This window comes from Rathayibacter sp. PhB127 (genome assembly GCF_003751665.1).
In the GTDB taxonomy this organism is placed as follows: Bacteria; Actinomycetota; Actinomycetes; order Actinomycetales; family Microbacteriaceae; genus Rathayibacter; species Rathayibacter festucae.
The window spans coordinates 88,180-113,762 of the sequence record NZ_RKHW01000002.1 but is presented as its reverse complement, the minus strand read 5'-3'; the positions used below and the strand labels follow the sequence as shown (position 1 = coordinate 113,762).

Genomic DNA, 25,583 nt, shown 5'->3' with positions numbered 1-25,583 from the left:
TCTGCGCCGCCCCTGCGGACGTTCGCGCCGTCGAGGGCACCCTGCCGCCGGTCACTGATCAGGAGCGGTCCGCGCCCTCGCTCTCCGCCGCCCCGACCTGCTCCGCGTGCTTCTTCTTGCCGAAGCGCGTCGCCAGGAACAGCAGCGTGCCGACGACCACGTAGCCGGCGGTCCCGAGCCACACCACGCCGGTCTGCTGCGTCAGCAGCACGACGCTCGCGATGATCGCGAGGATCGGGACGACCCGCGGCACCGAGAAGTGCGGGTGGTCGACGCGGTCCTTCTTCAGCACCAGCACCGAGATGTTCGCCGAGATGAAGACCAGGAGCAGCAGGAGCACGGTCGTCTCGGCCAGCGTGCCGACGTCGCCGATCAGGCTGAGCAGCATGGTGACGCCGCCGACGACGACGATCGAGACCCAGGGGGTGCGGCGGTTCGGCAGCACGCGGCCGAAGGCGCTGGGCAGCAGACCGGAGGACGCCAGTCCGAATCCGACCCGGCTCGCCATCACCATGAACAGCAGCGCGCCGTTCGCGATCGCGATGAGCGCGATCAGGCCGAACAGCCACGGCGGCACCGCCACGCCGCTGGCCGCGACGACATCGAGCAGCGGGCCGGTCGACTCCGCGAGCTCCTCGTTGGGCAGCACGATCACCGCGCCGAGGGCGATCAGCAGGTAGACCACGGCGGCGGTGATCAGCGCGCCGAACAGCGCCCGCGGGTAGACCTTCGAGGGGTTGCGGACCTCCTCGGCCATGTTCGCTGCGGCCTCGAAGCCGAGGAAGGAGAAGAAGGCGACGATGGAGGCTGCGAACGCGCCCTGCAGCGGCGCGACCTCCGGGTTGAACTCCAGGACGCGGCCGGCGTCGCCGTTGCCCCCGCCGAAGAAGATCGCCGCGCAGACGATCACGATCACGAGTCCGCTCACCTCGATCACCGAGGCGACCAGGTTCGCGGTGAGCGACTCCTTCACCCCGCGCAGGTTGATCAGCGTGAGCACGGCGATGAAGACGATCGCGGTCGGCACGGGCGGCACGTCGAGCAGCGCGCCGAGGTAGTCGCCGGCGAAGGCGTTGGCGAGCGAGGCGGCGGTGGTGATCCCGGAGGCCATCATCAGGAAGCCGACCAGGAACGACAGGTACGGCTTGCCGAACGCCCGGTCCACGTAGCGGGCGGCGCCGCCGGCGTGCGGGTACTTGGTGATCAGCTCGGCGTAGGTGCCGGCCGTCAGCAGCGCGATGACGAGCGCGATCAGCAGCGGCAGCCAGATCACGCCGCCGACGTCGGCGGCCATCGTGCCGACGAGCGTGTAGATGCCGGCACCGAGGGTGTCGCCGACGATGAAGGCGAAGAGCAGCGGGCCGGTGATGACCTTCTTCAGCGACCCTCCGCCCTTCGCGGGGGCACTGGCGGCGGCGTTCGTCGTCTCGGTCATCCCGCGATTCCAACGAGAACCTGGCCAGAGCGCAACCCCCGCCGCGAGATCGCTTCGGGATTTCTCACGATCGAAACACGCGTGCGTCCTCGTGCCGGCAGCTCTCGGGGTCGCGCTCCGGGGTTCCGTATCGACGGGGCGGATCCGCGCCCGGAGGCGCCGGGTGTAGGTTCGACGACCGTGGAAACGCTGACGACGGACCCCCGGGACTCCCACGACGTCCGGGACCGCGTCCTCGCCGATCTGCGGGCGCTGCTCGGCGACCGCGTCCTCACCGACCACGACGTCCTCGAGGCCTACCGCCACGACGACGCCGAGTGGGCGCCCTCCGGGCTGCCGCTGGCGGTCGTCCTCGCCGAGAGCGCGGAGGACGTCGCGCACGCCGTCCGCATCGCCGCCCGCGCGGGTCTGAGCGTCGTCCCGCGCGGAGCCGGCACCGGCCTCTCCGGCGGCGCGAACGCGCTCGCCGGCTGCCTGGTCGTCTCGCTCGAGCGGATGGACGCCGTCCTCGAGATCGACGCGGACGAGCGCTTCGTCGTCGCCCAGCCCGGCGTGATCAACGACGCGCTGCGGGCGGCCGTCGCCGAGGCCGGACTCTGGTACCCGCCGGACCCGGCCAGCTCCGCCATCTCGACCATCGGGGGCAACGCCGCCACCAACGCCGGCGGCATCTGCTGCGTGAAGTACGGCGTCACCCGCGACTACGTGCTCGGGATGAAGGTCGTCCTCGCCGACGGCTCGCTCGTCAGCCTCGGCCGCCGCACCGCGAAGGGCGTCGTCGGCTACGACCTCACCGGCCTGATGGTCGGCTCGGAGGGCACACTCGGCATCATCGTCGAGCTGACGCTCCGCCTGCTCCCGCTCGCGGGCCGTGAGCAGCGCGCGATCGTCGGCTCCTTCGGCTCGCTCGAGGACGCCGGAGTCGCGGTCGCCGCGATCTCGGCCGCCGGCATCATCCCCTCCGCCCTCGAGATCATCGACAGCACCTGCCTGCGCGCCGTCGACGACTGGCAGCACCTCGGCCTGCCGCACGGCGTCGACACGCTGCTGCTCGCCAAGGTCGACGAGCCGGGGGAGGCGGGCCGCACCGCCGCCGACCGCGTCGAGGCGCTGATGGCCGGCGCCCGCGCGCTCTCGGTCGAGCAGGCCACCGACCAGGACGAGGTCGACCGGCTCTTCCTGGCCCGCCGCCTCGCCTACCCGGCGCTCGAGCGCCTCGGTCCGGTGCTCACCGAGGACGTCTGCGTGCCGCGCCGCGCCGTCCCCGAGATGCTCGCCCGCATCCGCTCCGCAGCCGCCGACTACGACGTCGTCATCGCGACCATCGCGCACGCCGGCGACGGCAACCTGCACCCGCTGATCATCGCGCCCGAGGGCGACGAGGCCGCGAAGGCCCGCGCGAAGAGCGCCTTCGACGGCATCGTCGAGGACTGCCTCGACCTCGGCGGCACCGTCACCGGCGAGCACGGCGTGGGGCTGCTGAAGCTGCCGGGAGCGGCCGACGAGCTCGGCCCGCGTGTGCTCGGCATGCACCGCTCGATCAAGGACGCGCTCGATCCGCTCGGCGTGCTCAACCCGGGCAAGGCGTTCCCGGGCTGAGCACTCGGGGCCGCCGACGGTCGCGGATCAGCGCGCCAGGAACTCCAGCAGCGCCTGGGTGAAGGCCTTCGGCTGCTCGATGTTCGCCGCGTGCCCGTCCTTCTCGATCACGAGGGAGTCACCGCGCGGGGCGAGCGAGGCCGCGGCGGCCGCGTGCTCGGCCGGCCAGAACTCGCTCTCGCGCCCGGCGACGAAGAGCACCGGCACGCTCGTCCGCGCGATCACCGGACGCCAGTCCGCCTTCGCGTGGTCGTTCAGCAGCCGCCGCTCGGTCTCCGTCAGCTCCCGGCGCTCGCCGCCGCCGAGCGCCTTCAGCAGCCGCGCAATCCGCACCGGCCCCTTCGAGGCGATGCTCCAGCGCCCGGGATCGGGGATCGTCGTCGCGAAGAGGGTGTCGCGGTTCGCCTCGGTGTAGTCGTAGAAGCCGTAGGGCCAGTCGTCGCCGTTGAGCATGCGCGGCGTCTGGTCGACGATCACCATGCGGTCGACGCGGCTCGCGTCGGTGCTCTCGTCGGCGCTGCCGTCGGTGCTCTCGTCGGCGCTTCCCGCCGTGCCTCCTGCGGAGCCGGCCAGGAACGCCCAGATCGAGTTCCCGCCCATCGACCCGCCGACCAGCGCCGCGCCGCGCAGATCCAGGTGCCGCAGCAGCTGCGCGAGATCCGCGCCGTGCCGGAGCATCGTCGCGCCGGCCTCCGTCCGCTCGGACAGCCCGTGCCCGCGCCGGTCGAACGAGATCACCCGGTAGCCGGCCTCCGCGAGCGGCCCCTGCTGCGGCTTCCAGCTCGTCGCCGGCGCCTTGAACCCGGCGATCAGCACGACCGGCCGACCGGCCGGGTCGCCCTGCTCGGTCCAGCTCAGCCGGACCCCGTCGTCCGTGGTGAAGTCCGGCATCGTGGCCCCTCGTCGCTCTCGTTGCGGCCTGCTCAGGCCGCTCCCCGCCACGCTAGTGCGGCGCGAGTGGCGCGTCGCCCGCCCGCGGGGAGGCACTCGCGATCAGGCCTCCTCGAGCACGCTCCGCACCGCGTCGTTGGCCTCCCGCCACTCCTCCGGGTCGGCCTCCTCCCAGAGCTCGGTGAGCTCGCTGCCGGGGGAGTCGGCGGCGGCCAGCGCGGCGAGGGCGAGCGCGACGAGCTCGTCGTCGGGTCGCCCGGCCCGCTGCACGAAGTGCGCGATCGTCTCGGCGTGCGGACCGCCCTCCCGGCCGAGCCCGCGCGCGACCACCTCGGCGGCGGCGATCGCGAGAGTCGCCGCATCCGCGTCCACCTGCGTCGGCGCGACGGCGGCGTCCAGCGCCTCGCGGACGTACTGCCAGTCGCCGGCCTCGTCGAGCTCGTAGACCCAGTCGCTCGCCGTGTCGTTGCCGAACGGCTCTCCACTCCATGCACCCATGGCCCGACGCTACGCCGACCCGCGCGCGGCCGCACCGCCGAGGCACCGATCGATCAGGCGGAGAAGCACGCGCCCGAGTGCGCGGGAGAGCCGTCCGCGACGGATCGAGGCGGGCGGGACAGCCCTTCGCGACGGATCGATCCGAGCGGAGGAGGGTCGCGCGTCAGGCCAGCCGCTCGCTGAGTGCGACGATGACGCCCTCCGGTCCGCGGACGTACGCCATCCGCCAGACCCCCTCGTACTCGCCGACACCGCCGACCAGCCCGTACCCGTCGGCCGCGAGCCGCTCGAGGACGGCGGCGAGGTCGTCGACGACGAAGGCGAGACTCCGCAGCCCCGGCTCGTCCGCCTCGACGGGGGCGGGAACGGAACGCGGTGCGGGCCGGACGAACCGCGAGAGCTCGACGGCGGTCCCGCCGCCGGGCGGCCGCAGCATCACGATGTCGGTCCGGGCGTCCTGCATGCCGACCACCGTGTCGAGGAACTCGCCCTCCACGGGCGCCCGGCCCTCGAGCACGAGGCCCAGCCCGACGAAGAACGCGGTCGCCGTCTCGAGATCGTGCACCGTCACGCCGACGTGGTCGAATGCGGTGATCCCTGCCATGAGCGCCTCCTCGTGTCGAGCCCAGTCAGGCAGGACGGGGGCCCGCTGTCAATGCGCGGCTGATCCCTGCTCCGGCGCTGCGAGCGGGCTGGTCGGCCCGCCGCATCGAGTTCCCGAGGCGTTCATCACTGGAGTCCCCTCGAGCGTGACCCGGCTCGCCCGCACTGGGTAGGCTGTACTGCTCCGTCGTCGAGGGGGAGCGGTCGCGGAGGAACGATGGGCAAGAAGCGCAATCAGGGACGATCCGGGAACGGGCGCTCCGGCGGCTCCGGCGGCCAGGGCGGCGGCCGCACGGCCGAGACCGCGCTGATGGTGCGGTTCCGCAGCTGGTACCGGTCGCACCTCGCCGACGTCGCCGTCCTGCACGAGCACCTCGACGTCGACGAGGCCGTGGAGGTCCTCACCGACCTCTTCGCCATGACCCGCGACCTCCGCCCGCGCGGCTCGTTCGCCCAGCCGGACGCCGAGCTCCTCGAGGCCGTCTTCGACCAGATCGAGGCCGACCTCTCCGGCGAGGAGAGCGAGGCCGACCTGGACGACACCCTCTTCACCGTCGCCGAGGTCGTCGAGCACTTCCTCGACTTCCTCACCGACGAGGACCTCTGGACCGGCACCGACGAGGAGCTCGACGAGTGCCAGGCCGTGCTCGACGAGGTCCTCGACCTCGCCGGCTCCTTCGTCGAGGCCGTCCTCGACGACCTGCTCGAGGTCGAGGAGATCCCGGACGCCGAGATGCTCTCCGCCGCCCGCGCCACCGCCCTCGTGCACGCCGCCGACGTCGTCGTCGAGCACCTCGCCGCCACCGACGGAGCGACGATCTCCGAGCGCGCCGCCCGCGAGATCGTGGTCGAGGCCGGTGTCGCCTCCGCCGGCTCGTCGCCGAGCGACGACGCCGTCCGCATCCCGGTCTCCGCCTGGTGGGACGCGCTGGTCGCCTCCGACGTGCTCGACGCCGACGGCTCCACCGCGGGCCTCGGTGACGCCGCGCCGGCCTGGCGCAGCTCCGAGGCGCGCGAGGCCACGGTCGAGCGCATCGCCTACATCGCCCGCTTCATCGAGCTCTGGCTCGTCAGCGCGCAGGAGGCGCTCGCCGCCGCCGACACCGAGAACGGCGCCTTCTCGCCGCGCGAGCGCGCGGTCACCACCACCGACGCCGTCCTCGCCCGGATCGCGGTCGCCTGCCAGGCGCAGATCCACGAGGGTCTCGTCGTCGGCGAGCTGGTCGACGAGCTCGCCGCCGAGCTCGACGTCTCGCTCGAGGACGCCCTGGACGAGCGCGAGCGGATGGTCGGCGCGGCCGAGCGGATGCTCGACGACGCCGCCGAGCTCGGCCTGCTGCTGCACTCGCCCGAGTTCGGCTACGTGCTGCCCGAGGGTCTGCAGCCGGTCCTCGCCTCGGTCGTCCGCGCGAGCATCGTGCTGCTCGGCGCCCGCGACGCCACCCGCCTCGAGATCCTCGACGAGGCGACGGAGGACACCGACTCCGCCTACGCCCTGCGCGTCGCGCTGCTGGGCACCAAGCCGGCCGTCTGGCGCCGGCTCGAGCTGTCCTCGGAGTCGTCGCTGCGCGATCTGCACCTCGCGCTGCAGCTCTCGCTCGGCTGGACCGACGCGCAGCCGCACTACTTCAGCGTCGGGGTGCCCGACGAGGAGCAGGCGCCGATCGGCTCGCCGGCCGACGCGGAGGAGCTCGGCTCCGGCCTCGTCGACGAGGGCGGCGTCGCGCTCGCCGAGGTGCTCGAGAGCGTCGGCGACGAGCTGTTCTACGTCTACGACCTCGAGGACGAGTGGCGCCATGTCATCCGCCTCGAGTCGGTGTCGCCGCTGGGCGCCGCCCTGCCGCGCTGCACCGGCGCGCGCGGAGCCGCTCCGCTCGACGCGCCCGGCGGCCCGGCCGCCTGGGCCGACACGGTCCGCGCCGCCACCGATCCGTCGTCCGCCGACCACGCGGAGGCGCTCGATGCCCTCGGACTCGCCCCGGAGGCGGCGTTCGACCCCGCGAGCGTCGACGTCGACGGCATCAACCGCTCGCTCGGCCTGCTCCGCGCGGCGGTCTGACCGGTCCGCACCGCAGAACGTCAGCCGGGAGGCCCCGTCATCGCCGATCACGGCTGACGGGGCCTCTCGGCTGCTGCTGTGTCGTCAGCTCTCCGTCACGGCGTGAGCAGCAGCTTGCCGATGTGCCCGGAGGCGGTCATCCGCTCGTGAGCCCGCTCGGCCTCGGCCAGCGGGATCACCTCGTCGACCACCGGCCGCACCGTCCCGTCCGCGACGAGCGGCCAGACGCTCTCGCGCACCGCGGCGACGATCGCGCGCCGCTCCTCCAGCGGCCGGGCGCGGAGGGTCGTGGCGTGCACCGCCGCGCGCTTGCGCATCAGCGTCCCGATGTCGAGGGAGCCCTGCGCGCCGGACTGGTTGCCGATGAAGACGACGCGGCCGCCGAGCGCGAGCGCCCCGACGTCGCGGGCGAGGTAGTCGCCGCCGACCGGATCGAGGATCACGTCGACCCCACCGTCCGTCTCGGCAGCGATCCGCTCGACGAAGTCCTGCTCGCGGTAGTCGATCAGGATGTCCGCGCCGAGCGCCCGGCAGGCGTCGAGCTTCCGCGGGCTGCCGGCCGTCACGGCGACCCGGGCGCCGATCGCCGCGGCGATCTGGATCGCGGTGGTGCCGATCCCGCTGCCGCCGCCGTGGATCAGCACGGTCTCGCCGGCGCGGAGCCCGGCGACCAGGACGAGGTTCGACCAGACGGTCGCGGTCGTCTCGGGCAGCGCGGCGGCCGAGATCAGGTCGACCCCCTCGGGCACCGGCAGCAGCAGCCCCGCGTCGACGACGACGTGCTCGGCGTAGCCGCCGCCGGAGAGCAGCGCGCAGACCTCGGCGCCGTGGGCGACCGTCGTGACGCCCTCGCCGAGGCCGACGACCGTCCCGGACACCTCCATGCCGAGGATCTGCGACGCTCCGGCCGGCGGCGGGTACACGCCGGCGCGCTGGCCGAGGTCGGCGCGGTTCACGCCCGCGGCGGCCACGCGGAGCAGCACCTCGCCGGGTCCGGGGGAGGGGGTGGCGGTCTCCTCGAGCACGAGGCGGGAGTCGGGGCCGGGGTTCTCGACGCGGATCGCAAGCATCCCGCGATGCTACGCCGCGCGCCTCCACGGGCGGTCCCGTCCGATCTGCAGGTGATCCGGCGCTCCGCCGGCGCCTCCGCGCGGACGAGAGCGCGCTCCCGCCGGGATCACCTGCGGATCGCACGCCGGCGTCAGGCGTGCGCCGCGAGGAACGCCAGCACCGCGTCCTTGAACGCCCGCGCCGGCACCGTGCTCGTGTGATCGCGGCCCGGGACGCTGACGAAGCGCGCGCCCGCCTCCTCCGCCAGCCGCGCCCCGCCCGGCGCGATCGGGTCGGCCCCGCCCGTCACCATCAGCGTCGGCAGCTCGGGATGCGCGCCGAGCTCCGGATGCGCCCCGCCGCGCACCCCGTCGGCCACGGCCACCAGGGCGGCGAGGTCGTTCCCGGCGACGCCCTCCGCCATGCCGATGAACGCGCGGGTGAAGCGGTCGTCGATCTCGCCGCCGTCCGCCACCCGCGCACGCGCCGCCGCCGCATCGAAGTGCCGCAGCGGCTCGCCCACCGTGAGCCCGCCGAGGCTGAGCGTCGCGAGCAGCTCCGGATGCTCCATCCCGAGCACCCAGCCCATCCGCGCGCCGAGCGAGTAGCCGAGGTAGTGCGGAGCGATCAGGTCGTAGGTCTCGATGACCCGCACGATGTCGGCGACCATCAGGTCGACACCGTACGCGCCGGCGCGGTGCGGCTTCTCGCTGGCGCCGTGCCCACGCTGGTCGAGCGCGACCACCCGGTACCCGGCGCGGCTCAGCGTCCGCAGCCAGCCCGCCGTCTCCCAGTTCAGCACCGCGTTCGACGCGAACCCGTGCACGGCCAGCACGGTCGGCGCCCCCTCGTCGCCGAGCGCGTACGTCGCGATCCGCGTCCCGTCGTCGGCGACCACGGACACGGGCGGGGGGAAGGCGATGGGCGTCACCCGACCACCCTGCCATCCCGCGGACGCCTGCTCCTTCGCGCTCCGCGGTGTCCGGACCGGCGAGCCGGTGTCGGACCCTCGGACCGCGACGAGCCCGCGTCCTGCGCCATCCTCCCGCGATCGCTGCCGACAGGTCTCGCCTCGATGACCATGTGCGTATGGTGTGCAGATGACGGAGCCAGAGCACTCGAGTACCCGGCAGAACCGGAGGTCGCTGTACGGGGAGCACACCCCGTGGGGCTTCCTCGCGATCCTGTTCGTCGGAATGACCATCGGCGGCGCCGTCGCCCGGGCCGCCGGTGTGGCCGATCCGATGAACATCGCATCGATCTCCGTCTCCGTCGTGACCACCCTCCTGATCAGCCGGCTGGTGCTCTTCCTCCGGCACCGCCGGCGCTGAGCGCAACGACCGACGGTGACCGCTGCCGAGGTCGCGGATCCGGACGTCGAGTCGCGCTCAGCGCACCGGCCGGGAGGAGCGGACGAACGGCACCGCGATGACGAGGCGCACGCTCCGGCCGCGGCCCGAGCGGATGCCGAGCACGACGCAGAGCACGAGGTGGCTCAGCTGCCGGCCCCGGCGACGACGCCGTTGCGATCGCTCCACCGGTTCGGGCGAGCGGACTCCGAGAGAGGCGTGATCGCGCGCCAACCTCGCGAAATCGGTCCTGAGGCCGGAGTCGTTGTCACCATTTCAGTATGGTTCTCAGATGGGTGAGGCAGAGCAGCCGAAAGACGAGCAGAAGCGAGCCCCGATATGGGGAACACGCACACCGTGGGGATTCTGCGTGATCGCCTTCGTCGGATCGTGGTGCGGCGGCGCCATCTCCCAAGCAACCGGAGCGATCGACCCGTGGACAGTGGTGATCAATACCGCTTCCATCGCGATCTCGTATTTCATCTGCCGTGCAGTGCTCACCCTCTGGCGCAGTCAGCGCCGATGACGAAATCTAGGAAGGCACTCAATGAAGAGCATTCGAATGACACTGACCGTGGCGGCTGTCTGCGTGGCGACCCTCGGCGGAGCCCCCTTCGCCGCGGCAACCGCCGCGGTGGAAGCACCGGCGCAGGTGCAGTCCAGGGGACATGTCGAGCTGACGGTGAAGCGCACGACCGCCTCGACCATCACCTTCGACGTCGGCGGCGGAGCCAGACCGGTGACGTCGAAGGACGGCCGGGTCCGCATCACCGATGGAAGCGTCACCTCGGAGGCCCTGCCCACCAGGATCGGCGCCGGCAACGGGCGGACCGTGAGCGGCAGCTGGACCGTCGACGACGCTGACACGATGACCTTCCACTTCAAGCCGTCAGAGGTTCAGCGAGCCCTTGCTGGAGGCGCGGTGGCTGGGACTCTCTCGAGCGACTGGACCTCGAAGGAGTGGGGTCACTGTGTGGCGAAATCGGGCGTCAATGCCGCCGTGCTCGGGGGCTTGGGCGGTGCGATCACCGGGGCGGGAGCGGTCGTCACGGCGACTGGAGGCTTGATCTTCGGAATCCTGGGCGGCGCGCTCAATTGCTGAAGCCCCGGCGGAGGGCCATGCGCGTCGCGCTCAGCGCACCGGCCGGGAGGAGCGGACGAACGGCACCGCGATGACGAGGCGCACGCTCCGGCCGCGGCCCGAGCGGATGCCGAGCACGACGCAGAGCACGAGATTCAGCACGAAGAGGCCGAGGATCGCCGCGATCGTGAGGGTGGGCCAGCCGCCGCCCCAGGTGTCGCGGACCGAGACGAGCGCAAGGTGCAGGGGCACGAGCATCAGCTGGAGCGCGAGGTAGGTCAGCTGCCAGTTCACGGCGACGACGCCGTTGCGATCGCTCAGAGTGCCGCCGCGACGCCGGGCGCCCCAGGCCAGCACCGTCGCCGTCACCGAGATCAGCGGGGAGAGGATCACGAAGCCCGCGAGCGCCGACAGTCCGGCGAGCCAGACCGCGCGGGCCCCGCGGCCGTCGCGGCGACGGCGCAGCGTCTCGTCGTCGTCCATCCGCGGCCGCTCCCTCGCGATCGTCCCGGCGCACCGCCGGTCGTCCCAGTCTCGCACCGGCCCCCGGGAGTGAGCGGGGGGTTCCCCCTCCCGCCCGGGGGTTAGCCGGATGGGGGAGGATCCGCGCCGTCCGTAGCGTGGAGGCATCGCCGGGCGCACCCGGCACCGCACCCCGCAGAAGGAGCACCGACCTTGTCGAACGCCGAGACCACCCCGTCCGCCACCACCCCGACCGCCGCCACCACGTCCATCCGCACCACCTCCGCCGACGAGCAGCCCACCGAGGTCTACGGCTCGACCGCAGTCCTCACCGACCCGGCCCCGGAGTCGCGGCAGCAGCAGTCCGAGCAGCAGGACCCGCCGTCCGAGCGGCCCTCCGTGCAGCACCCGGCCCCCTACGGCGTCCCGCCCGTCGCCGTCGCCCCGGCGCCGTCCACTCCGTTCTCGCTGACCAGCCTCATCCTCGGCGTCACCTCCGTCTTCTTCGGCCTCACCGTCATCGCCCCCGTCGCCGGCCTCGTCTTCGGCATCCTGGGCCTCCGTCGCGAGCCGACCGGCCGCACGCTCGCGATCTGGGGCATCGTCCTCAACGCGGTGATGATCAGCCTCGTCGTGCTCTTCGTCGTCGCCCTGCTCTTCCTCGGCCTGCTGGTGCCGTTCGTCGCGATCGCCACCGGCACCGACGTCAACTGACCGGGCAGGCGCTCCCGACTCAGGTCAGGAACGCCCGCAGCAGCGCCGCGGAGGCGTGCACGTGCTCGGTCATCAACCGGGCCGCCTCCGCCGCCCGACCGGTGAGGATCGCCGTCACGAGTGCCCGGTGCTGCTCGTCCGCGTGGGCGATGTTCCGCGGCAGCAGCGGGATGTCGTCCAGCAGGGCGTTCACCCGCGTCCGGCTCTCGGCCACGAGCGGCAGCAGCGACGGGACGCCGGCCAGCTCGGCGATGGTCAGGTGCAGCCGCGAGTCGAGCCGCCGGTAGTCCTCGGGGCTCGCGTCCTCGACGTCGGCGAGAGCCCGGAACAGCTGCTCCCGATCGGCGGCCGTCAGGTCCGCTCCGGCCGCGAGCCGCGCGGCCCCCACCTCGAGGATCTCGCGCAGCGCCACCACGTCGTCGATCTCGGCCCGGTCGAAGCCGCGCCGGCCGATCGGCGCCGCCGGCAGCTCCTCCGCCACGAAGGTCCCGCCGTACCGGCCGCGCCGCACCTCCAGGTAGCCCGCGTCCGCGAGCGAGGCGATCGCCTCGCGCAGGGTGTCGCGCCCCACGCCGAGCTGCGCGGCGAGCTCGCGCTCGGAGGGCAGCCGCTCGCCGGGTCCCACGAGCCCGAGACTCACCGTCTGCATCAGCCGCTGCACCGTCTCCTCGAAGGCGTTGCTCCGGAGCAGCCGCCGCAGGATCGCCTCCCTGGCGCTCGCCGCGGGAGCCGCCGGGCGGCCCTCCGCGTCGTCGTCCGTCTCCGTGCCCGCGCTCACGTCGCGCTCACTCGGGGGTCACGTAGGCGGAGGAGATGCCGCCGTCCACGAGGAACGTCGATCCGGTGATGAAGGACGCGTCGTCGCTGGCGAGGAACGCCACCGCGGCGGCGAGCTCCTCCGGCTCGGCGAAGCGCCCGACCGGGATGTGCACGAGCCGGCGCTGAGCCCGCACCGGGTCGGCCGCGAACAGCTCCTGCAGAAGCGGGGTGTTCACCGGACCCGGGCAGAGCGCGTTCACCCGGATGCCCTGGCGCGCGAACTGCACGCCGAGCTCGCGGCTCATCGCGAGCACGCCGCCCTTCGACGCGGTGTAGCTGATCTGCGACGTCGCCGAGCCGAGCACCGCGACGAACGAGGCCGTGTTGATGATCGATCCGCGGCCCTGCTTCGTCATGTGCCGGAGCGCCGCCCGGCAGCAGAGGTAGACCGACTTCAGGTTGACGTCCTGCACGCGCTCCCAGGCAGGCAGCTCGGTGGTCTCGATGGAGTCGTCGTCGGGCGGCGAGATGCCCGCGTTGTTGAAGGCGATGTCCACCGAGCCGTAGGCGTCGACCGCGGCCTGGAAGAGCGCGTCGACCTCCGCCTCGCTGGTGACGTCGACCCGCACGAACATCCCGCCCAATGCCTCGGCGACCTCGGTGCCGCGCGCGACGTCGACGTCGGCGATCACCACGCGCGCCCCCTCGCGGGCGAACCGTGTGGCGGTGGCGAGGCCGATCCCGCTGGCGCCGCCGGTGACGACGGCGACCTTGCCGGCGAGGCGCTGCGTGAGGTCGATCGGGGTGGTGTCGAGGGGAGGGAGAGCCATGGTGCGGCCTTTCACGGGAGGGTGCGGGGGTGGAGCGGGCAGGTCAGTCGGCCGCGAAGAAGATGTTCTTGGTCTCGGTGAAGCCGAGCGCCGCGTCGGGTCCGAGCTCGCGGCCGAGCCCGGACTGCTTGAAGCCGCCGAACGGCGTCGAGTAGCGGACCGAGGAGTGCGAGTTGACGGACAGGTTGCCGCTCTCGACCGCCCGCGACATCCGCAGCGCGCGGCCGAGGTCGCGGGTCCAGATCGAGCCGGAGAGGCCGTAGTCGGTGTCGTTGGCGAGGCGGATCGCGTCGGCCTCGTCCTCGAAGGGGAGAACGGAGACGACCGGGCCGAAGACCTCCTCGCGCCAGACCGGGTCGCCGCTCGAGGGCAGCAGCACGGTCGGCGGGAACCAGAAGCCGGGGCCGGCGGGCGCCGAGCCGCGGAACGCGACGGGTGCCCCCTCCGGGACGAAGGCGGCGACGCGCTCGTGGTGCGCGGCCGAGACCAGCGGGCCCATCTCGGTCGCCTCGTCACGCGGGTCGCCGACGACGACGCCCTGCACGGCCGGCTCGAGCAGCTCGAGGAAGCGGTCGAGGACGCGCCGCTCGACCAAGATCCGGCTGCGGGCGCAGCAGTCCTGACCGGCGTTCTCGAACACTCCGTAGGGGGCGGTGCTCGCGGCGCGCTCCAGATCGGAGTCGGCGAAGACGATGTTCGCGCTCTTGCCGCCGAGCTCGAGCGTGACCCGCTTCACCTGATCGGCGCAGCCCGCCATCACCCGCTTGCCGACGCGCGTCGAGCCGGTGAAGACGACCTTGCGGACCAGCGGATGGCTGACGAAGCGCTCGCCGACGACGTCGCCCCGGCCGGGCAGCACCTGGAAGAGGCCCTCCGGCAGCCCCGACGCGAGGGCCAGCTCGGCGAGGCGAATGCTCGTCAGCGGCGTCCATTCGGCCGGCTTCAGCACGACGGCGTTGCCCGCGGCGAGCGCCGGCGCGAAGCCCCAGGAGGCGATCGTCATCGGGAAGTTCCACGGCGTGATGATGCCGACGACGCCGAGCGGCTCGTGCACCGTCACGTCCAGCCCGCCGGCCACCGGGATCTGCGCGCCGAGCAGGCGCTCCGGGACGGCGGAGGAGTACTCCAGGACGTCGCGGACGTGCCCCGCCTCCCAGCGCGACTGCGTGATCGGGTGGCCGGAGTTCCGGGTCTCGAGCTGCGCCAGCTCCTCGATCGCGCCGTCCACGGCGGCGGCGAACCGGCGGAGGGCGCGGGCCCGGTCGAGCGGGGCCAGCGCCGCCCAACCGCGTTGCGCCAAGGCCGCGCGCTCGATCGCGGCGTCGACGCTCGCGAGGTCGGCGAGGGCGACCTCGTCGAAGGCGGCGCCCGTCGAGGGGTCGACGAGGGTCTGCATCTGCGGGGTCATCGGAGTGCGTCCTTCGGGGTTCTGAGGGAGGAGCCTTCTGCCGTGCCGGTGCCCGCGCGGTGCGCGAGCGCGGCGGCCACCAGGCCGGTGAAGAGGCGGGTGTCGGCGGTGTCCTCCTCCGGGTGCCACTGCACGCCGAGCGCGAAGCGGCGCCCCGGCAGCTCGAGCGCCTCGATGGTGCCGTCGGCGGTCCGCGCGGCGACCTCGAGGCCGTCGGCGACCCGGTCGACCGCCTGGTGGTGGTAGACCTGCGCGACGACGGCGTCCTCGCCGAGCAGTCCGCGCAGTCGTGACTCCGGCTCGACCGCGACGTCCACGTGCGAGAACACGCCGCCGCCCGCCTGGTAGCGGCGGTCGCCGACCACGTCGGGCAGGTGCTGGTGCAGGGTGCCGCCGAGCGAGACGTTGAGCAGCTGCGCGCCGCGGCAGATGCCGAGGAACGGCAGGTCGGCCTCGAGCGCGGCGGTCATCAGGTGGTCCTCCCAGGCGTCGCGCTCGGGGCGGGGCGCGTCGGTCTCCGGGTGCGCCTCCTGGCCGTAGCGTGCGGGGTCGATGTCCTTGCCGCCGCAGACGATCAGCCCGTCGAGGCGCTCGACGACGGCGCGTGCGGTCTCCGCCGAGGCGGGCTGCGGCGGCAGGAGCAGCGCGACGCCGCCTGCCCGCGTCACCGAGTCGATGTAGTTCGCGGGCAGGAAGGACGCCTCGACGTCCCAGACGCCGGAGACGGCGCGCTCGCGGTAGGTGGTGAGCCCGATGATCGGACGCGAGGCGACGGGACCCTGCTCGGAGTCCGTCCGCGGGTCAGAGCCGCTCAAAGCCGCGCACCCTCTCCCAGTCGGTGACCGCGGCGTCGTAGGCGGCGAGCTCCACTCGGGCGTTGTTCACGTAGTGGTCGACGACCTCGTCGCCGAAGGCGGCCCTCGCCAGGGCGGAGGACTCGAACAGGTCGGCGGCCTCGCGCAGGGTCGTCGGGACGCGCGGCGCTCCGGACCCGTAGGCGTTCCCGGTGCAGACGTCCTCGAGCTCCAGCTCGTTCTCGATGCCGTGCAGCCCCGCGGCGACGAGTGCGGCGACGGCCAGGTACTGGTTGACGTCGCCTCCCGGAACCCGGTTCTCGACGCGCATCCCGGCGCCGTGGCCGACGACGCGCAGGGCGCAGGTGCGGTTGTCGAGACCCCAGGCGACGGCGGTCGGCGCGAACGACCCGTCGACGTAGCGCTTGTAGGAGTTGATGTTCGGCGCGAAGAAGAGGGTGAACTCGCGCATCGCGGCGAGCTGACCGGCCAGGTAGTGCCGGAACAGCGGCGACATCCCGTGCTCGCTCTCCGCGTCGGCGAAGACGGGCGTGCCGTCGGTGCCGCGGAGGGAGAGGTGGATGTGGCACGAGTTGCCCTCGCGCTCGTTGAACTTGGCCATGAAGGTCAGGCTCTTGCCGTGCTTGTCGGCGATCTCCTTCGCCCCCGACTTGTAGATCGAGTGGTTGTCGCAGGTGACGAGGGCGGCGTCGTAGCGGAAGCCGATCTCCTGCTGGCCCAGGTTGCACTCGCCCTTGATGCCCTCGCAGTACAGGCCGGCGCCCTCCATCGACACCCGGATGTCCCGCATCAGCGGCTCCATCCGGGTCGAGGCGAGCAGCGCGTAGTCGATGTTGTAGTCGCTGGCGGGCGTGAGGCCGCGGTAGCCCTTCGCGAAGGCCTCGCGGTAGGAGTCGTCGAACACGATGAACTCGAGCTCGGTGGCGACGAACGCCTCGAGGCCGCGCTCGGCCAGGCGGTCCAGCTGCGCGCGGAGGATCTGCCGCGGCGCCTCGCCGACCGGGGCGTCGTCGAGCCAGGTCAGATCGGCCGTGACCAGCGCGGTCCCCGGCAGCCACGGCGCGAGACGCAGCGTCGAGAGGTCCGGGATCATCTTCATGTCGCCGTAGCCGCGCTCCCAGCTCGAGATCGCGTAGCCCTCGACGGTGTTCATCTCGACGTCCACGGCGAGCAGGTAGTTGCAGCACTCGGCCCCGTGCGCGGCGACGTCGTCCTGGAACAGCCGCGCCGAGATCCGCTTGCCGACGAGCCGGCCCTGCATGTCGGTGAAGGCGACGATCACCGTGTCGATCTCACCGGCGTCGATCAGCGCGTCGAGTCGCTCGAGGGTGAGCATGCCCCGCGCGAGGACCGGATCGGCCGCACTGCGTCGATCGGCGGCACTGCTCTCGGCGCTGACAGGTGCCATGGGATGCCTCCGGGGGTCACTCCGCCGGGTGGCCGGACGAGGCCGCATGGTCGGATCGGGGTCCATTGAAGCACAGCCGCTGATCCCGACGGAGTGATGCCGGCACCGACGGCGCGAGATGCGCGTCGATCCACCGGACCTTCGGATCGGGTCGTTCACACCGTCGTAACGCCATCGGTCTTCCCAGCGTCCATTGAGGTCCCTATGCTCGGACCACCCGAGCCGAGGAGACCCGATGGCAGAGCAGACGAAGCAGACTCCGACGAGCAAGGGTGCGAGGCGCCCGGCGGCGTCCGGACCCGACTCCGCGAACGTCACCAGCACCGCGGGGGTGACCTACCGCGAGGCCGAGGCCGGCTACTTCGAGAAGCGCACCCTGCGCCGCTCCGCCGGCGTCTGGGGGCTGTGGGGCCTCGCGGTCGCCGCCGTCATCTCCGGCGACTTCTCCGGCTGGAACTTCGGCATCGACTTCGCCGGCTTCGGCGGGATGCTGATCGCCTTCGCCGTCCTCGTGGTGATGTACTACGGCCTGATCTTCTCGATCGGCGAGATGTCCGCCGCGATGCCGCACACCGGCGGCGCCTACTCCTTCGCCCGCTCGGCCATGGGGCCCTGGGGCGGCCTGGTCACGGGGCTCGCCGAGACCATCGAGTACGTGGCCACCACCGCCGTGGTCGTGTTCTTCTCCGCGCAGTACGCGAACGGGGTGACGAGCGAGCTGCTCGGCTTCGATCTCTCCGGCGCGATGTGGATCTGGTGGCTGGTCCTCTACATCGTCTTCGTCGCGCTGAACTCGGCGGGCGCGGCGATCTCGTTCCGCTTCGCGATCGTCGTCTCGATCGTGTCCATCGCGATCCTCCTGGCCTTCTCCGTGATGGCCCTGCTCTCGCCCGCGCTGGACTGGTCGAGCCTGTGGAACATCGCGCCGGACGCCGGTCAGACCGAGTTCCTCCCGCACGGCGTCCTCCCGATCCTCTTCGCGCTGCCGTTCGCCATGTGGTTCTTCCTCGGCATCGAGGAGCTGCCGCTCGCGGCCGAGGAGGCGCACGACCCGGTCCGCGACATCCCCCGCGCCGGCTTCTGGGCCCGCGGCACCCTGATCGTGACCGGCCTGCTCGTGCTCTTCCTCAACACGGCGCTGATCGGCTCCGAGGACATGGGCGTCTCGACCGAGCCGCTGCTCGACGGCTTCCGCGCGATGGTCGGCGACGGCGCGGCCGCTGTGCTCGCGCTCTTCGCCCTGATCGGGCTGCTCGCGTCGCTGCAGGGCATCATGTTCGCCTACGGGCGCAACATGTACTCGCTCTCCCGGGCCGGCTACTACCCGCGGGTGTTCTCGCTCACCGGGAAGCGCCAGACGCCGTGGATCGCGCTGACCGTGGGGGCCGTGATCGGCTTCGTCGCCCTCGTCGTCGTCGACGTGCTCAGCCGGCTCGACCCGGACAACGCCGGCGCCGTCGCGGGCGCGATCGTGCTGAACATCGCGGTCTGGGGCGCGGTCGTCGCGTACTTCATGCAGATGGTGTCGTTCGTGCTGCTGCGCCGCCGGTTCCCGAACGCGAGCCGGCCGTACCGCAGCCCCTGGGGCGTCCCGGGCGCGGTGATCGCGGCGCTGATCAACGTGCTGATCTTCCTCGGCTTCCTCTTCAACGACGCGTTCCAGCCGGCGATCATCGCCATCGCCGTGGTCTACGTGATCATCCTGATCGGCTTCGCGGTCTGGGGCAGGAAGCGCCTCGTCCTCTCGCCCGAGGAGCGCTACGCGCTGAGCGGCGGACTGCAGGCGGCGCCGAGCATCCCGGAGCCGGACCGCGTCGACTGAGTGCGGGGCGGGCGGGGCGCCGCTGTCTCAGCCCCTGCCGCCCCGGCTGTCGTGGGCGCGGTCGAACGCGACGGGGGAGTAGCCGTCGCGCCGGACCGCGAGTGCGAGCGGAACCGCGACGGCGGCGAGCAGGACGAGGACGAGGAGCAGGGCGAGCATGGGGCATCCGATCTCGAGGTGATGCTCCGAGAGTGGCCCGGTCCACTCGGCTCTGGGGGTGAGAAGAAGGGCCACCTTGCGCGCCACGGTCCTTCGGTGGCCGCTTCGTGCGAGGTGGCCTGACCGACGGTGGATCCGCCCACCCGACCGGCGTCCGGCCGTCCGGCGAGCAGGAGGCGAGCCGGAGCCTGCGCCGGACGCCTCGGACCCGCCCGGAGCGGAGCCCCGGCGTAGGCTGGCGGCGCAGTTCGCGGACCCCCTGCACCCTTCGGGGCCGCACGACGACAGCGACGGAGCTGACGTGACATCCGCCTCGACCACCCTCCCCGAGAGCATCGACCCTGCGAGCAACGACCCCGTGAGCAACGGCCCGCGGGGCACCGCCCCGCAGGCCCCGCCGGAAGGACCCCCCGTGGACGCCGCCACCCGCACCGAGACCGACTCGCTCGGCCCGCTCGACATCCCGGCCGACGCCTACTGGGGCATCCACACCGCCCGGGCGCTCGACAACTTCCCGATCTCCAAGCGCCCGATCTCGATCTATCCCGATCTGGTCCGCGCACTCGCGACCGTCAAGCTCGCCGCCGCGCGTGCGAACACCGAGATCGGCAGCCTCGCCCCGGCGAAGGCCGAGCTGATCGAGCAGGCCTGCCGCCGGATCATCGACGGCGAGTTCCACGACCAGTTCGTGGTCGGCGTGATCCAGGGCGGCGCGGGCACCTCGACCAACATGAACGCGAACGAGGTCGTCGCCAACGTCGCCCTCGAGATCGCCGGGCGGCCCAAGGGCGACTACGCCTTCCTGCACCCGCTCGACGACGTGAACCGCAGCCAGTCGACCAACGACGTCTACCCCACCTCGATCAAGATCGCGATGACCTGGTCGCTGCGCCGCCTGCTCGACGAGCTCGCCCTGCTCCAGGCCGCGTTCTCGCGGAAGGCCGTCGAGTTCGGCAGCGTCCTCAAGGTCGGCCGCACCCAGCTGCAGGACGCCGTCCCGATGACTCTCGGCCAGGAGTTCCACGGCTTCGCGACCACGCTCGGCGAGGACCACGCGCGCCTCTCGGAGACGATCTGGCTGCTCGCCGAGGTCAACATCGGCGCCACGGCGATCGGCACCGGCATCACCGCCGACCCGCGCTACGGCGCCGCCGCCGTCCGGCACCTCAACGAGCTCACCGACCTCGACCTCGAGATGGCGCAGGACCTCGTCGAGGCCACCAGCGACACCGGCGTCTTCATGTCGTTCTCGAGCGCGCTGAAGCGCTCGGCCATCAAGCTGTCGAAGATCTGCAACGACCTGCGTCTGCTCTCCTCCGGCCCGCAGGCCGGGTTCGGCGAGATCAACCTGCCTTCGCGCCAGGCGGGCTCGAGCATCATGCCCGGCAAGGTGAACCCGGTGATCCCCGAGGTGGTCAACCAGGTCGCCTACTCGGTGGCGGGCGCCGACGTCACCGTGACGATGGCCGCCGAGGCGGGTCAGCTGCAGCTGAACGCGTTCGAGCCCGTCATCGCGCACTCGCTCCTGCAGAGCATCACCTGGATGACCCAGGCCTGCCTCACCCTGCGCATCAACTGCATCGACGGCATCACCGCGAACGTCGACCGGCTCGAGGCGATGGTCGCCTCCTCCGTCGGCGTCGTGACCGCGCTGACCCCGAGCATCGGCTACACCGCGTCGGCGGCCATCGCGAAGGCGGCGCTCGCCACCGGCCGCAACGTCGCCGACCTCGTCGTCGAGGCCGGCCTGATGTCCCGCGAGGAGGTCCTGCGCCTCATCTCGCCCGCCCGCCTCTCCGGCATCGAGGCGATGACCGCCGCCCTCCCGATCATCGAGCCCCCCACGGAGTAGCCCGCCCCGCCCCCTCCGCGAGATGCCACTTGTGCGCGCTTTCTGCGGCGTGTCGCGCTCACAAGTGGCATCTCGCGGCGGCGAGGTGCAGGGCGGCGTAGCTGCGCCAGGGGGCCCAGGGGCGAGCGGCCTCGGCGAGGGCTCGGCGAGTCGAGGGAAGGCCGAGTGCGGCGGCGCCGGCGCGGACGGCGCGGTCGCCGGCCGGGAGGACGTCCGGGTCGCCGGTGATCCGCGCGGCGACGGACGCAGCCGTGGCCGGATCGATGCCGTCGACGGCGAGCAGGCGCTCCACCAGGTCCTCGCGGCGGAGGCCCGCGTCCAGGCGCAGAGTGCCGTCAGCCAGGAAGGCCGCGCTCCGCCGGACCGTCTCGTTCCGGTGCTCGGAGCCGCGCAGCACGTCCGCTCCGTTCTCCGCGATCGCCGCGGCGGAAGGGAACGCGTGGGTGACGCCGCCGGCGGTGAGGCCGGCGGGCAGCGGCTCGCCGAGCGCCGCGATCAGCCGGGTCAGCGCCGTGCGCGCGACCGCGGTCGGCGCACCGAGCCCGATCAGCGCGCGCAGCAGGGTCTCGGCCGGGTCGACGGAGCCCGCCAGTCGGATCCCGGGAGTCGCGGAGACCAGCGGCGCCAGCACCGGATCGGCGCCGAGCGCCTCGTCGATCGCGGCGGAGTCGGCGTCGAGGTCGAGCAGCCTGCGCACCCGCGCGACCAGGGGGCCGACATCGGCCACCGAGACCAGGGTCGCGGTGCAGCGGATCGCCTCGCCGTCCGGCTCGAGCCGCACGACCGCCGGGCCGCCGGGCAGCGCGAGCGAGCGCGAGTACCGGCCCTGCCCCGCCTTCTCGAGCCCCGGCACTGCGTCGGCGCCGAGGACGGCGAGCACGCCCGGATCGAACGGAGCCCGCACGGCGAGCCGCAGCTCGAGCGTCGTCGCGTCCGCGTGCACGGCCGCCTCCGACCGGCCTCCCCGGGCCGAGGCCCGCAGCGCGCTCGGGCTCCGCTCGTACACCTCCTGGATCGTCGCGTTGAACTGCCGGATGCTCGCGAACCCCGCGGCGAACGCCACCTCCGAGACCGGCAGCTCCGTGCCGGTGAGCAGGAGCCGTGCAGTCTGCGCCCGCTGCGCCCGGGCGAGGGCGAGCGGCGGCGCGCCCAGCTCGACCCGCAGGATCCGTCCGAGCTGCCGGGCGCCGTAGCCCAGGCGCCCGGCCAGCCCCTCGACCCCCTCGCGATCGACCACACCGTCGCCGATCAGCCGCATCGCGCGCGCCGCGGTGTCGTCGCGCAGGTTCCACTCCGGTGACCCGGGCACCGCGTCCGGCAGGCAGCGCTTGCAGGCGCGCAGCCCCGCCTCGTGCGCGGCCGCCGCGGTCGGATAGAACCGGACGTTCCCGGGCCGGGGCGTCGTGGCGGGACAGCTCGGCCGGCAGTAGATGCCGGTCGAGTGCACCCCGGTGATGAACCGACCGTCGAAGCGGGAGTCGCGCGAGGCGACCGCGCGGTAGCGCTCCTCGAACAGCGGATCCTCGACCATGCTCCGAGACTGGCACGCCATGCGGCCGGGCGACCGCGGAAATCGGACACGGCCCCGCGAGCAGCGCCGCTGCCCCCCGCCCGCACACGGAGCCGCTTCGCGACTCGGTCGTGAGGGGAGGATGCGGCGGCGCCCCTCTTCACGGTGGTGGATCTCGATACGCCCGCTGTGCGGGCTGCTCGATCACCGTGGCGGTCCCGCGGCGCGCCCCACCCGCACCCGCTGTCAACCGCCGGACCGCGCGTCCGCCGGTGCCCTACTCTCGGAGCCCATGAGCGCCTATCCGCCGCCGGCCCCCGCCCGCCCCTCGATCGTCCCGACGGTGCTGGGCGCGATCGGAGTCGCGCTGCTGGGCGTGCTGCTCCTCCTCGTCCTCGCCTACGTCGTCTCCGGGCTCGGCGCGACCGCGGCCGGGATCTGCGCGGTCGTCGCCCTGGTGCCGCTGCTGATCGTGCTGGCCGGCGTCCGCTGGGTCGACCGCTGGGAACCCGAAGCGCCGCTCGGCCTCTGGTTCGCCTTCCTCTGGGGAGCGGCCGGCTCGGTGGCCATCTCGCTGCTGGTCGACCTCGGTGTGCAGATCGCGGTCTACGCCTCCGGTGCGCAGCCGAGCGAGTCGGACTTCGTCGGCGCCGTGATCCAGGCGCCGATCGTCGAGGAGTCGGCGAAGGGCCTCGGCGTCCTGCTGATCCTGCTGATCTGGCGCCGCAGCTTCGACGGACCGGTCGACGGCATCGTCTACGCGGCGGTCGTCGCCTCCGGCTTCGCCTTCGTCGAGAACATCCTGTACTTCGGCAGCGCGCTGGTGGAGGGCGGTCTCGGCTCGCTCGCCGTCACGTTCTTCCTCCGCGGCGTGCTCTCGCCCTTCGCGCACGTGCTCTTCACCTCCTGCTTCGGAGCGGCGCTGGGGTTCGCGATGAGCCGCCCGCCGGCCGCGCGCCTGCCGATCGCGCTCCTGGGACTCGCGCTCGCGGCGTTCCTGCACGCGCTCTGGAACGGCTCGTCCTTCCTCGTCGCCGACTGGTTCGGCTTCTACGGCGTCGTGCAGGTGCCGCTGTTCGTGGTCGCGGTCGTCGTCGTCACGCTGCTGCGACGGCAGGAGCGGCGGATCACGCTCGAGCGTCTGGGCGACTACGCGGCGGCCGGCTGGCTCTCACCGACCGAGGTTCGGATGATCGGCACCGCCGAGGGTCGGCGCACGGCGGCGCGCTGGGCCCGGGTGGCCGGGGGCGACCGGCCCCGGGCGATGCGCGGCTTCATCCGCTCCGCGACGAGGCTCGCGCACGTGCGCCAGCAGCAGCTCGCCGGGCGTGCAGGGCGGGCGGCCGCTCTCGACGAGCGGGTGCTGCTCGACGAGCTGGTCGCTCGCCGTGCGGCGCTGACCGGCGGCTGAGCGGTCCGGACCGAGGGATGAGCGGGCCGCGGGGTCCGCGAGAGGACAGGAGCAGGACATGGCGGACACCATCGAGATCGCGGCCGGCGACGGCAGGACGCTCGTCGTCCACGACAGCGGCGACGACGGGCGGCCGCTGCTCTGGCAGCACGGCTCCCCGCAGACCGGCGCCCTGCTCGCCCCGGTGCTCGAGGCCGCCCGCGCCCGCGGACTCCGCCTCCTCTCCTACGCCCGCCCCGGCTACGGCGGCTCCGCCGCGCGGCCGGGCCGCGACGTCGCCTCCGCGGCGGAGGACGTCCGCGCCGTGCTCGACGCGCTGGGACTCGACGGGATCCTCACCGCGGGCGCCTCAGGCGGCGGCCCGCACGCCCTGGCCTGCGCCGCACTGCTCGGCGACAGGGTCGACGGCGTCGCCGTCCTCGCCTCGCCCGCCCCGGACGACGGCGGCCCCGCCTGGTTGGACGGCATGGCCGCTCCGGGCGGCCTCGCCTCAGCGCGCGACGGCCGCGAGACGCGCGCCCGCTTCGCCGAGACCGACGAGTTCGACCCCGAGTCGTTCGTGGCGGCCGACTACGCGGCCCTCGAGGAGGAGTGGGCGGCCCTCGGCGAGGACGTCGCGCGCTCGGAGCAGTGGGGTGACGGCGGCCTGATCGACGACGACGTCGCCTTCGCCGCGCCGTGGGGAGTCGACCTCGCGGCGATCCGCTGCCCGGTCGTCCTCGTCCAGGGCGGCCTGGACAGGGTGATCCCGGAGCAGCACGCCCGACGGCTCCGGGCGCTGCTCCCGACCGCCGAGCTGATCGAGCACCCCGACGACGGCCACGTCTCCGTGCTGCGCCGGCTGCCGGAGGCGCTCGACCGCCTGATCGCCCCGAGCTGATCGCCCTCAGCTGATCGCCCTGAGCTGATCGTTCAGTGCCGACCGCGCCCGGCTGATCGCCCCGGGTCGACCGCCCGGCCGGCGTCAGCCGGCGCGCAGCACACGGCGCTCGCCGGCGGTCACCGCGACGCCGAGGCGGTTCTGCGCGGGCGGCAGCGGGCAGTTGTAGTGCGGTGAGAACCCGCACGGCGGGATGTAGGCGCGGTTGAAGTCGAGCAGCACCGGGCCGGGCGTGCCGGCGTCCGCCGCTCCTCCCAGGCGCTGCACGACGAGGAACCGGCCGACCGGATAGCTCTTCAGCTCCGGGTCGTCACTGCGGTTGGTCGGGTCGCCGAACGGGACGAGCAGCGTGCCGCCGTCGTCGAACGCGGCGACCGTGTACTCGTGCGCCCGCCCGTCGTCGACGAGCGAGAAGGTGATGTCGCCGGGCACGACGAGGTCGCGCGTCGCCCCGTTGTCGCGGAGGTGCTCGAACGGGACGGTGCGCGCGTCGTCGACCGGCTCGAACCAGGCCTCGAGCACCCAGGCGGCGTCGAAGGGGAAGGTCTCGATCGCGTCGAACGAGCGGATGCCCTCGGAGGCCGCGTCCCAGACGCGGTAGCCGTACTCCTCCTCGCCGGTGTCCAGGCTCGCGCGGCGCATCCGGGTGAGGGTCGCGGTCGGCCCGTAGCCGGCCAGGGCGGCCTCGTCGTCGACGCTCTCGCCCGGCTCCAGCCAGCGGGTCTCGACCAGGGCCAGGTCGCCGCGCGGGCCGGTGACCCGCTCGGCGCGGCGTGCGAGCCACGACTCCCAGCCGGCGCGGGCCGACTCGGTGGTGTCGATCGAGGCGCGGGAGGGGGCGGTGACAGTGCTGCTCGTCGAAGGCATGCATCCTGCAACGCGGGGGCGGCCGCTTCTCTTCCCGAGGGAGTTGAAGGAGCCGAGGGGGACGAGGGACCCGAGGGGATCGAGGGCGCCGCAGATGAGACGGCTCTCATCTTCGTCTCAC

At 73.2% G+C, this 25,583-nt stretch carries 26 protein-coding genes; 10 read left to right on the top strand and 16 right to left on the bottom strand.

The annotated features are described in order from the left end of the window. Positions 1–58: 58 nt before the first annotated feature. A complete protein-coding gene (locus EDF22_RS11060; RefSeq protein WP_123705018.1) occupies positions 59–1,435 on the bottom strand; it encodes an APC family permease in 1,377 nt (458 codons plus the stop codon). Positions 1,436–1,615: 180 nt separating this feature from the next. On the opposite strand from EDF22_RS11060, the gene EDF22_RS11055 reads away from it, so the two are divergent. Continuing rightward, complete coding sequence (locus tag EDF22_RS11055; protein WP_260303420.1) at positions 1,616–3,034, top strand: FAD-binding oxidoreductase; 1,419 nt, start codon at positions 1,616–1,618, stop codon at positions 3,032–3,034. Positions 3,035–3,061: 27 nt separating this feature from the next. Here EDF22_RS11055 and EDF22_RS11050 read toward each other — a convergent pair whose 3' ends face one another. The 3 genes from EDF22_RS11050 to EDF22_RS11040 all read right to left on the bottom strand — a co-directional run bounded on the left by EDF22_RS11050 (position 3,062) and on the right by EDF22_RS11040 (position 5,027). Next, a complete protein-coding gene (locus tag EDF22_RS11050) occupies positions 3,062–3,925 on the bottom strand; it encodes an alpha/beta fold hydrolase (RefSeq protein WP_123705017.1) in 864 nt (287 codons plus the stop codon). A gap of 102 nt (positions 3,926–4,027) precedes the next feature. After that, complete coding sequence (locus EDF22_RS11045; protein WP_123705016.1) at positions 4,028–4,423, bottom strand: DUF4259 domain-containing protein; 396 nt, start codon at positions 4,421–4,423, stop codon at positions 4,028–4,030. Positions 4,424–4,586: 163 nt separating this feature from the next. Further along, positions 4,587–5,027: a VOC family protein gene (locus EDF22_RS11040; RefSeq protein ID WP_123705015.1), complete on the bottom strand. Its 441-nt coding sequence runs from the start codon at positions 5,025–5,027 to the stop codon at positions 4,587–4,589. Positions 5,028–5,243: 216 nt separating this feature from the next. On the opposite strand from EDF22_RS11040, the gene EDF22_RS11035 reads away from it, so the two are divergent. Continuing rightward, a complete protein-coding gene (locus EDF22_RS11035; RefSeq protein ID WP_123705014.1) occupies positions 5,244–7,085 on the top strand; it encodes a plasmid pRiA4b ORF-3 family protein in 1,842 nt (613 codons plus the stop codon). Positions 7,086–7,180: 95 nt separating this feature from the next. On the opposite strand, the gene EDF22_RS11030 is transcribed toward EDF22_RS11035, so the two are convergent. Then, a complete protein-coding gene (locus EDF22_RS11030) occupies positions 7,181–8,155 on the bottom strand; it encodes an NAD(P)H-quinone oxidoreductase (RefSeq protein ID WP_123705013.1) in 975 nt (324 codons plus the stop codon). Between the two features lie 131 nt (positions 8,156–8,286). Beyond that, positions 8,287–9,066, bottom strand: a complete 780-nt coding sequence (locus tag EDF22_RS11025) for an alpha/beta fold hydrolase (RefSeq protein WP_260303417.1) — start codon at positions 9,064–9,066, stop codon at positions 8,287–8,289. Between the two features lie 169 nt (positions 9,067–9,235). Here EDF22_RS11025 and EDF22_RS20815 point away from each other — a divergent pair, with 169 nt between their 5' ends. Beyond that, positions 9,236–9,466 carry a hypothetical protein gene (locus tag EDF22_RS20815; RefSeq protein WP_185038956.1) on the top strand — a complete coding sequence of 77 codons (231 nt, stop codon included), beginning with the start codon at positions 9,236–9,238 and terminating at the stop codon, positions 9,464–9,466. 57 nt (positions 9,467–9,523) lie between these two features. Here EDF22_RS20815 and EDF22_RS20810 read toward each other — a convergent pair whose 3' ends face one another. Continuing rightward, the gene (locus tag EDF22_RS20810; protein WP_185038870.1) at positions 9,524–9,673 is read right to left on the bottom strand and encodes a hypothetical protein; all 150 of its coding nucleotides are present in this window, start codon (positions 9,671–9,673) and stop codon (positions 9,524–9,526) included. Between the two features lie 103 nt (positions 9,674–9,776). On the opposite strand from EDF22_RS20810, the gene EDF22_RS20505 reads away from it, so the two are divergent. Beyond that, positions 9,777–10,010: a hypothetical protein gene (locus tag EDF22_RS20505; RefSeq protein WP_148059179.1), complete on the top strand. Its 234-nt coding sequence runs from the start codon at positions 9,777–9,779 to the stop codon at positions 10,008–10,010. A 21-nt stretch (positions 10,011–10,031) separates the two neighbouring features. Further along, positions 10,032–10,586 (top strand): hypothetical protein, encoded by a 555-nt coding sequence (locus tag EDF22_RS11020; protein ID WP_123705011.1) that lies wholly within the window; start codon positions 10,032–10,034, stop codon positions 10,584–10,586. A gap of 30 nt (positions 10,587–10,616) precedes the next feature. Here the strand turns inward: EDF22_RS11020 and EDF22_RS11015 are convergent, their stop codons facing one another. Beyond that, a complete protein-coding gene (locus EDF22_RS11015; protein ID WP_166649734.1) occupies positions 10,617–11,048 on the bottom strand; it encodes a DUF4870 domain-containing protein in 432 nt (143 codons plus the stop codon). A 192-nt stretch (positions 11,049–11,240) separates the two neighbouring features. Between EDF22_RS11015 and EDF22_RS21295 the strand changes: the two genes are divergently transcribed. Further along, the gene (locus EDF22_RS21295; RefSeq protein WP_260303414.1) at positions 11,241–11,741 is read left to right on the top strand and encodes a DUF4190 domain-containing protein; all 501 of its coding nucleotides are present in this window, start codon (positions 11,241–11,243) and stop codon (positions 11,739–11,741) included. Positions 11,742–11,760: 19 nt separating this feature from the next. Here EDF22_RS21295 and EDF22_RS11005 read toward each other — a convergent pair whose 3' ends face one another. Genes EDF22_RS11005 through EDF22_RS10985 form a run of 5 tightly spaced genes read right to left on the bottom strand, consistent with a single transcriptional unit; the run spans position 11,761 to position 16,889 of the window. Continuing rightward, positions 11,761–12,519 (bottom strand): FadR/GntR family transcriptional regulator, encoded by a 759-nt coding sequence (locus EDF22_RS11005; RefSeq protein ID WP_260303413.1) that lies wholly within the window; start codon positions 12,517–12,519, stop codon positions 11,761–11,763. Positions 12,520–12,526: 7 nt separating this feature from the next. Continuing rightward, positions 12,527–13,330, bottom strand: a complete 804-nt coding sequence (locus EDF22_RS11000; protein ID WP_123447921.1) for a 3-oxoacyl-ACP reductase — start codon at positions 13,328–13,330, stop codon at positions 12,527–12,529. Between the two features lie 43 nt (positions 13,331–13,373). Continuing rightward, positions 13,374–14,738, bottom strand: coding sequence for an aldehyde dehydrogenase (locus EDF22_RS10995; RefSeq protein ID WP_123705009.1), 1,365 nt, complete (start codon positions 14,736–14,738; stop codon positions 13,374–13,376). Further along, on the bottom strand, positions 14,735–15,553 hold the full coding sequence (locus EDF22_RS10990; protein WP_123705008.1) for a gamma-glutamyl-gamma-aminobutyrate hydrolase family protein: 819 nt from the start codon (positions 15,551–15,553) through the stop codon (positions 14,735–14,737). Before EDF22_RS10990 ends, EDF22_RS10995 begins: the two co-directional genes overlap by 4 nt. Continuing rightward, entirely contained in the window at positions 15,540–16,889 is a 1,350-nt protein-coding gene (locus EDF22_RS10985) for a glutamine synthetase family protein (protein ID WP_123705570.1), read from the bottom strand. The genes EDF22_RS10990 and EDF22_RS10985 overlap by 14 nt, the downstream gene beginning before the upstream one ends. A gap of 307 nt (positions 16,890–17,196) precedes the next feature. Here EDF22_RS10985 and EDF22_RS10980 point away from each other — a divergent pair, with 307 nt between their 5' ends. Further along, on the top strand, positions 17,197–18,783 hold the full coding sequence (locus tag EDF22_RS10980) for an amino acid permease (protein WP_123705007.1): 1,587 nt from the start codon (positions 17,197–17,199) through the stop codon (positions 18,781–18,783). A gap of 27 nt (positions 18,784–18,810) precedes the next feature. Here the strand turns inward: EDF22_RS10980 and EDF22_RS21290 are convergent, their stop codons facing one another. After that, complete coding sequence (locus EDF22_RS21290; RefSeq protein WP_260300772.1) at positions 18,811–18,942, bottom strand: hypothetical protein; 132 nt, start codon at positions 18,940–18,942, stop codon at positions 18,811–18,813. A 412-nt stretch (positions 18,943–19,354) separates the two neighbouring features. On the opposite strand from EDF22_RS21290, the gene EDF22_RS10975 reads away from it, so the two are divergent. Then, positions 19,355–20,794 (top strand): aspartate ammonia-lyase, encoded by a 1,440-nt coding sequence (locus EDF22_RS10975; RefSeq protein WP_208645113.1) that lies wholly within the window; start codon positions 19,355–19,357, stop codon positions 20,792–20,794. Positions 20,795–20,852: 58 nt separating this feature from the next. Here EDF22_RS10975 and EDF22_RS10970 read toward each other — a convergent pair whose 3' ends face one another. After that, positions 20,853–22,325: an Ada metal-binding domain-containing protein gene (locus tag EDF22_RS10970; RefSeq protein WP_123705006.1), complete on the bottom strand. Its 1,473-nt coding sequence runs from the start codon at positions 22,323–22,325 to the stop codon at positions 20,853–20,855. Between the two features lie 271 nt (positions 22,326–22,596). On the opposite strand from EDF22_RS10970, the gene EDF22_RS10965 reads away from it, so the two are divergent. Next, positions 22,597–23,715 (top strand): PrsW family intramembrane metalloprotease, encoded by a 1,119-nt coding sequence (locus tag EDF22_RS10965; protein ID WP_123705005.1) that lies wholly within the window; start codon positions 22,597–22,599, stop codon positions 23,713–23,715. A gap of 58 nt (positions 23,716–23,773) precedes the next feature. Beyond that, complete coding sequence (locus EDF22_RS10960; RefSeq protein ID WP_123705004.1) at positions 23,774–24,595, top strand: alpha/beta fold hydrolase; 822 nt, start codon at positions 23,774–23,776, stop codon at positions 24,593–24,595. A gap of 84 nt (positions 24,596–24,679) precedes the next feature. On the opposite strand, the gene EDF22_RS10955 is transcribed toward EDF22_RS10960, so the two are convergent. After that, positions 24,680–25,462, bottom strand: a complete 783-nt coding sequence (locus EDF22_RS10955; protein ID WP_123705003.1) for a DUF1684 domain-containing protein — start codon at positions 25,460–25,462, stop codon at positions 24,680–24,682. Between the last annotated feature and the right edge of the window lie 121 nt (positions 25,463–25,583).